We start from the raw sequence: 6,365 nt of genomic DNA, 5'->3' as shown, positions 1-6,365 counted from the left end.
GCCGACATGGAAGCACAGGCCGACCTTGTAGCCCGTCCGGTTCAGCCTTTCGGCCAGATCGAGGATCCCGACACTTATGAGCGGGCGCTGGCCTCGGCCGACTGGGTGCGCAACCGCGTCAGCTTCGACATTGCCGGGCTCGACGTCGGTGGCGGTTTTCCCGCCGAGTACGGCCATGATCCCAACCGCAAGCAGATCGAGATGCCGTCGCTCGGCCAGATCATGTCGCGGCTGTCGGGCGATTTGAAGGAATACCAGTTCGACCAGATGCCGCTGGTGGCGGAGCCGGGCAGGGTGATCGTGGCGCGCTGCCTGTCGCTGATCGTGCGCGTGCTGCTGCGCAAGGGCAAGCGGCTCTACATCAATGACGGCATCTGGGCGTCGCTGTCGGATTCATGGACCGGCAAGATCACGCTGCCGGCGCGCTTCATTCCAGACCCGGCGATCCGCTCGCGCAATGGCGTGGAGAAGACCATCGTGCCGTTCAAGGTGTGCGGTGCGACCTGCGATTCCGTCGACATCCTGTCGCGGCCGTTCTGGCTGCCGGAAACGGTCGATACCGGTGACTGGATCGAGATCGGCCATATCGGCGCCTATTCGTTGTCGCTCAGGACACGGTTCAACGGCTTCTATCCCGACACATTCGTCGAGGTGACAACGCCGTTCGACGAAGGCGACGCGCCGCAGGGGTTTGCCAGCCTGGAGACGATGGCGGATTAGGCCATACGCAGGTCAGGCTACGCCGCCGCCGGCCTGGATGTTCTCGCCGGTCAGCCAGCGAGCCTCGTCGGAGGCGAGGAAAACCGCGACATCGGCAACATCCCGCGGCGCTCCGATCCTGCCGAAAGGCGACATGTCGGCGGCCACGGCCCGGTCCCGCTCCGGAAGCAGGTCGGTGTCGGTAAAGCCTGGCGAAAGCGTATTCACGGTGACGCCGCGCGGTCCGAGCTCGCGCGAGAGGACGCGGACGAACTGTTCGACGGCCCCTTTGCTGCCGAGATAAAGGGCGGTCTGCGTGAAGAACATCTTGGTTCCACCTGTGGAGACGGCGATGATGCGGCCACCATCGCGCACGCGCCGCGCCGCCTCCTGAAGCGTGAAGAAGGTGCCTTTGGCGTTGGCGCCGAAGACATGGTCGAAATCGGCTTCGGTGGCCTCGACGAACGGCTTTATGACGGCGACGCCGACATTGGCGACAACGATGTCGATTGGCCCCATCTGCTTTTCGGTCTCATCGAAAAGCCGGCTTATGTTGGAAACGCTGGAGATATCGGCCCGAATGGCGACGGCCTTTCCGCCGTTCTCGCGGATGGCAGCAACGGCTTCCTGAGCGGCTTTCTCGTTACCGACATAGTTGACGACCACGGCCGCGCCGTTTGCCGCGAGCCCCTCGGCGATGGCGCGTCCGATGCCGCGCGAACTGCCCGTCACGAGCGCGGTTTTGCCTTCAAGCGAACGATACATAGCTGTCCCTTTTTTCGTCTGGGTGTGCGGCCGCACCAAATCGGGCGGCAGTTCCATGTGGAAGTTAGGGGCATGCTATTGCTCAGATAATAGCCTATTATCGAATAGGCTTGTTAAGTATGGGGCACATAATGCGAGGGACCGAGTTCTCCGAGCTGAACGCGTTTGCGGCGATCGTCGAGGAAGGCAGCTTCGTCCGCGCCGCGGCCAGGCTCAGGGTTTCCCCATCCGCACTTAGCCAGACGATACGCGGGCTGGAAGAGCGTGTCGGTGTCCGGCTGCTCAACCGCACGACCCGCAGCGTGTCGCCGACCGCAACAGGCGAAACGCTGTTTGCCCGCCTCGCTCCGGCATTCAGCGAGCTCGAAGGGGCTGTCGCCGACGCGCATGCTTCACGCGATCGACCGGCAGGCTCGCTGCGCATCAATGTTCCACGCATTGCCGCGATGCGTTTCATCGCGCCCATCCTCGGCGATTTCCGCCGCACCTATCCCGATATTGCCCTCACCATAATCATCGATGACATGCTGACCGACATTGTGGAGGGACGATTCGATGCCGGAATCAGGCTTGGTGAGCGGCTGCATAAGGACATGGTGGCGGTGAAGCTCAGCGAGGAGCTGGAGATGGCCGCGGTAGCGGCGCCCAGCTATCTGGAGCATCACCCCATACCCCGCCATCCCGCTGACCTGCATCATCACGAATGTATCAATTTCCAATGGCCCGGTGGCGGCAACATCTATCGATGGGAGTTTGCGCGAGGCCAGCGCGCTTTGGAAATAGCCGTGAACGGCGGTCTGACGGTCAACGACACGGAACTGATGATCGGGGCGGCCCTGGACGGGGTCGGCGTGGCTTACATGCTGGAATACCAGGTTCGGCCGTGGATCGAGGCCGGCAAGCTTATCCGTTTTCTCGAAGCCTGGTCGCCCCGATTTCCCGGCTTCTACCTATATCATACGAGCTCCCGGCAGGTTCCGCCGGCCTTGCGCGTCTTCATCGACTTCCTGCTTGCCAGGCGATGATGCCGTTCGATGAAGGTGACGCGCCGCAGGGATTTGCCAGCCTTGGAGACAATGGCAGGGTGAGTTCTTCCCTTCTCCCCTTGTGGGAGAAGGTGGCCGAGCGCAGCTCGGTCGGATGAGGGGTGCTGGACGGATCGCGGCGCTGGCGTTTCTTCCAACACCCCTCATCCGTCTCGGCGCTGCGCGCCGATCCACCTTCTCCCACAGGGGAGAAGGAAGAGGAGCTACAGCTTCCCCAAAAGCTCCGGTGTCGGCCAGCCGTCGACCGGTAAGCCTAGCCGCTTCTGCTCCTTGCGGATCGCCTCGCGGGTGTTGGTGCCCAGGATGCCGTCGACCGTGCCCACGTCATAGCCTTTGGCCTCCAGCTTCGTCTGCAAGGCCCTCATCTGGTCGCCGTTGAGGCCGGGTTCGGGATTGCGCGGATCGAATTGCGGCGCGCCCGCCAGCCGCGTGGCGAGATTTGCCGCGGTCAGCGCATAGGTGAAGGATTGGTTCCACTCGAGATAGACGTCGAAATTGTCGTAGACGAGGAAGGCCGGTCCCTTGCGACCCATGGGCAGCGCGAGACCTGCCTTTAGGCCGTTGTCGACAAGCGGCGTGCCATTCGGGTTGGTGACACCCCACTGAGCCCACTGCGTCAGCGGCAGCTTGTTGGTGCGCCCGGTCTGGTCCCATGGCATGTCGTCTGGCACGCGGACTTCCTCGATCCAGGGCTGGTCGCGATTCCAGCCGCGCGACATGATCTTGTTGGCCGTGGTCATGATCACGTCCGGCGCGCTGCTGCGCAGGTCGACCAGACCGTCGCCGTCGCCATCGACGCCGCGGCCGAGATAGTCGGACGGCAGCATCTGCGTCTGGCCGATTTCGCCCGCCCAAGCGCCGGTGACATCGGCCGGCACGACGCCGCGATCGATGAGGGTCAGCAGCGGCGTGATCTGCGGCCGGAAGAGTTGCGGGCGGCGGCAGTCATGCGAGAGCGTGACCAGTGCGTTCAGCGTGTGGAAATCGCCCTGCACAGCGCCGAAATCGGTTTCTAGCGCCCAGAAAGCGGCGATGATCGGTGGCTGGACGCCAAATTCCCGGTCGGCGCGGGCAAAAACATCCGCGTATTTCTTCAGATTGGCCGCGCCCTGCTTCAGCCTATGGGACGAGATCATACGGTTCGAGAACTCAACGAAGGTCTGGGTAAAGACGCCTTGGGAGCGGTCGCGTGCCAGCACCTTTTCATCGGCGGTGGCGTTTTCCAGCGCCTCAAGGCCGGCAGTGCCGACGCCGGCGCTCTTGGCCTCAGCCGCCACGCCCTGCTTCCACGCCTCGAAATCGCCGCCGCATTGCTGTGCCACCGCTGGCGCCGTGGCGGCCAGAAGCAGCGCCGCGAGAATTTCCAAGCGCAATCGCATCGCCATCCTTCCAAGAAGATTACCGGCGGTTGCAGGCGTCCTTCACTGGCTGTGTCGAAAAGCAGGCGGCAGGCCCGGTGTCAACGGGTGTTCTGCCGCAGCCACTTGTTCCAGGCTGCTTCCGAGCCGTTGAAGACATTGATGTCGGCATTGCCCCTCATGCCCGGCACGACGCCGGTTCCGGTGTACTGCCAGAAAGTGAAGGGGTGGCTACCGTATTTCTCGCGCGGGTGCCCGGCCACCGAGCGCAGCCAATAGGGGTAGCCGCGGAAAGCCGACAGGCCGTTGTCGTCGAAGAAATCGATCGAGGTGTAGATGATCGGCTTCTTGCCATAGTGTCTTTCGACGATTTCGAGGAATATGCTCATCTCGCTACGCACCGTGGCCGCATCGGGCCGCAGCCTGCAAGTCGGCGACTTGGCGTTCCATTCCATGTCGAGAACCGGCGGCATCGCCGAGCGGTCTTTGGGCACGTTCTTGATGAACCAGCGCGCCTGCGTGGCGGCCGGCGTGCAAAAATAGTAGAAATGATAGGCCGCGCGCGGAATTCCCGAGGCTTTCGTGCGGCTCCAATGCTCGTCGAAATATTCGTCGAAGCGATCGCCGCCTTCAGTCGCCTTGATGAAAACGAAGGAAATGCCGCTGGCCCTGGCCGCCGGCCAATCGACCGAGGTCTGGTATTTGGAGACGTCGGTGCCGTGAACCGCATAGCTCCACGGCGCGCCGCTTTCCCACTCATGCGGGTCGGAGTCGTCAAAACGGGGTGCACGCACCGCAACCGTCGGGGCGCTCGGCAGCGACGGGGCAAGATCGTCGACGGTCGAGCAGGCGCCCAGCAACGTCAGCATGATGAAAGCCGCGAAACGGCGCATCGCCACTCCTGAACCGGTTTCAGCCGGCCGCTGATGGGTTGTTGCTGCAGGTGGCCCCCTCGACCGTACCCCCAAAGCGATCACCCCACAGGACCGCTCCTATCCCTGGTCATCGCCGACCATGGTTGATATTCCGTTCACGGCGCTCGACAGGAGCCGCGATTTTGCCGAAGCAATGGCGGCAAATCAATGACATAGATGAGCGTCCGGGGGAGTCGGAAAATGCGGACTGTTCTAAGGCTGGTGAAATGGCTGGTCGGGCTGGTCGTGCTGGCGGTCGCAGCACTCGCCGCCTGGCTGTATTTGGCGCCGCCGGAACTGATCCGCGTCGGCTCGGGTTATTCGGCCAAGATCGTCTGCTCGAATGTCTTTATCGCCGGACGCGATGCCAATGAGGTGCTCGCCGTCGACGTGCAGGCGCCAGGCCATCCATTGCTGAGGCTGATGAGGATCTCTGTCGACAAGAAGCAGGGCACGGTTTCGGCGGGGCTGTTTGGCGTGTTCGGCAAGAGCGTCGCGGTCGTTCGTGACGGGCTCGGCTGCACGTCGGTTCCGGACGGCAATGTTACCGCTGCCAAGGCGGTCATCGGGGCGGCGCTGACGCCAGCACCGCCGCTCGATTTGCTCTGGCCGGACGGCGACAAGGTCGACGTCTCGCAGAACCCCGAAATCGCGCAAATCCTTGATGATCCCGCAATGACTGGCGCCGGTATGCGAGCGGTGGTGGTGGTCAAGAACGGCCGCATCATCGCCGAGCGTTATGGCGCCGGCTTTTCCGAGAAGACACCGCTGCTCGGCTGGTCGATGACCAAGACGGTAAACGCCGCGATCGTCGGCACGGTGGTGAAAGACGGCAAGATGGCGATGACGAACCAGGGGCTGTTCGGACCCTGGAAAACGGACGGCCGCGCTGCCATCAGCCTCGCCGATATGATGGCAATGTCGAGCGGGCTGGAGTTCAACGAGGAGTATGGCGACGTCGCCGACGTGACGCGGATGCTTTATCTCGAGCCTGATATGGCCGGCTTTGCCGGATCCAAGCCGCTGACCGGCGAGGTCGGCAAGGTGTTTTCCTATTCGAGCGGCACGGCAGTGATGCTGTCCAGGCTTTGGCAGGATGCCATCGGCGACAAGGACAAGGCGCTGGCGTGGCCGAGGGTTGCGCTGTTCGACCCGCTGGGCATGCAGAGCGCGGTGCTGGAGGCCGACGAGCACGGCACCTTCGTCGGCTCGTCTCATCTCTACGCCACCGCGCGCGACTGGGCGCGCTTTGGCCAGTTCCTGCTGCAGGACGGTGTCTGGAACGGCAAGGAGATCCTGCCTGCGGGTTTCGTCAACTGGATGCGGGAAGCTGCACCGGCCTCGAAGGTCTACGGCAGGGGCCAATTGTGGATCGAGGGGCCGGGCGACGAGGAGAGCCCCGGCGCCGGCACCGCTGCGGGCTTGCCTGGGGACACCTACTGGATGGAGGGCCATGACGGGCAGACCATCGCCATCGCCCCCTCGGAGCAGCTGGTGGTGGTGCGGCTTGGGCTGACACCGGCCAAGCTCGGCTATCGGCCGCAGGTCATGGTGGCAGCGCTGGTGAAGGCGCTGCAATAGAA

The 6,365-nt window shown here is 63.4% G+C and carries 5 protein-coding genes and 1 pseudogene; 3 read left to right on the top strand and 3 right to left on the bottom strand.

Features of this window, described 5'->3' with window-relative positions; genetic code table 11:
- Positions 1 to 720: pseudogene (locus EOB36_RS22105) on the top strand (ornithine decarboxylase); the annotation flags it as partial.
- A gap of 12 nt (positions 721 to 732) precedes the next feature.
- On the opposite strand, the gene EOB36_RS22100 reads toward EOB36_RS22105, so the two are convergent.
- Positions 733 to 1,464, bottom strand: coding sequence for an SDR family oxidoreductase (locus EOB36_RS22100; protein ID WP_128285682.1), 732 nt, complete (start codon positions 1,462 to 1,464; stop codon positions 733 to 735).
- Between the two features lie 131 nt (positions 1,465 to 1,595).
- Here EOB36_RS22100 and EOB36_RS22095 point away from each other — a divergent pair, with 131 nt between their 5' ends.
- Positions 1,596 to 2,489: a LysR family transcriptional regulator gene (locus EOB36_RS22095; protein ID WP_095482868.1), complete on the top strand. Its 894-nt coding sequence runs from the start codon at positions 1,596 to 1,598 to the stop codon at positions 2,487 to 2,489.
- 224 nt (positions 2,490 to 2,713) lie between these two features.
- Here EOB36_RS22095 and EOB36_RS22090 read toward each other — a convergent pair whose 3' ends face one another.
- The gene (locus EOB36_RS22090) at positions 2,714 to 3,889 is read right to left on the bottom strand and encodes a lytic murein transglycosylase (RefSeq protein WP_128285681.1); all 1,176 of its coding nucleotides are present in this window, start codon (positions 3,887 to 3,889) and stop codon (positions 2,714 to 2,716) included.
- 80 nt (positions 3,890 to 3,969) lie between these two features.
- Positions 3,970 to 4,761, bottom strand: a complete 792-nt coding sequence (locus tag EOB36_RS22085; protein ID WP_095483313.1) for a GH25 family lysozyme — start codon at positions 4,759 to 4,761, stop codon at positions 3,970 to 3,972.
- A 222-nt stretch (positions 4,762 to 4,983) separates the two neighbouring features.
- Between EOB36_RS22085 and EOB36_RS22080 the strand changes: the two genes are divergently transcribed.
- Positions 4,984 to 6,363, top strand: coding sequence for a serine hydrolase (locus tag EOB36_RS22080; protein ID WP_128285680.1), 1,380 nt, complete (start codon positions 4,984 to 4,986; stop codon positions 6,361 to 6,363).
- Positions 6,364 to 6,365: the final 2 nt, after the last annotated feature.

It is taken from the genome of Mesorhizobium sp. M6A.T.Cr.TU.017.01.1.1 (genome assembly GCF_004023115.1).
In the GTDB taxonomy this organism is placed as follows: Bacteria; Pseudomonadota; Alphaproteobacteria; order Rhizobiales; family Rhizobiaceae; genus Mesorhizobium; species Mesorhizobium mediterraneum.
This window is presented reverse-complemented; position numbering and strand designations above follow the sequence as displayed.

Coding starts and splice junctions, on each gene's coding strand:
- EOB36_RS22100 (WP_128285682.1), bottom strand. CDS start 1,464: ATGTATCGTTCGCTTGAAGGCAAAACCGCGCTCGTGACGGGCAGTTCG.
- EOB36_RS22095 (WP_095482868.1), top strand. CDS start 1,596: ATGCGAGGGACCGAGTTCTCCGAGCTGAACGCGTTTGCGGCGATCGTC.
- EOB36_RS22090 (WP_128285681.1), bottom strand. CDS start 3,889: ATGCGATTGCGCTTGGAAATTCTCGCGGCGCTGCTTCTGGCCGCCACG.
- EOB36_RS22085 (WP_095483313.1), bottom strand. CDS start 4,761: ATGCGCCGTTTCGCGGCTTTCATCATGCTGACGTTGCTGGGCGCCTGC.
- EOB36_RS22080 (WP_128285680.1), top strand. CDS start 4,984: ATGCGGACTGTTCTAAGGCTGGTGAAATGGCTGGTCGGGCTGGTCGTG.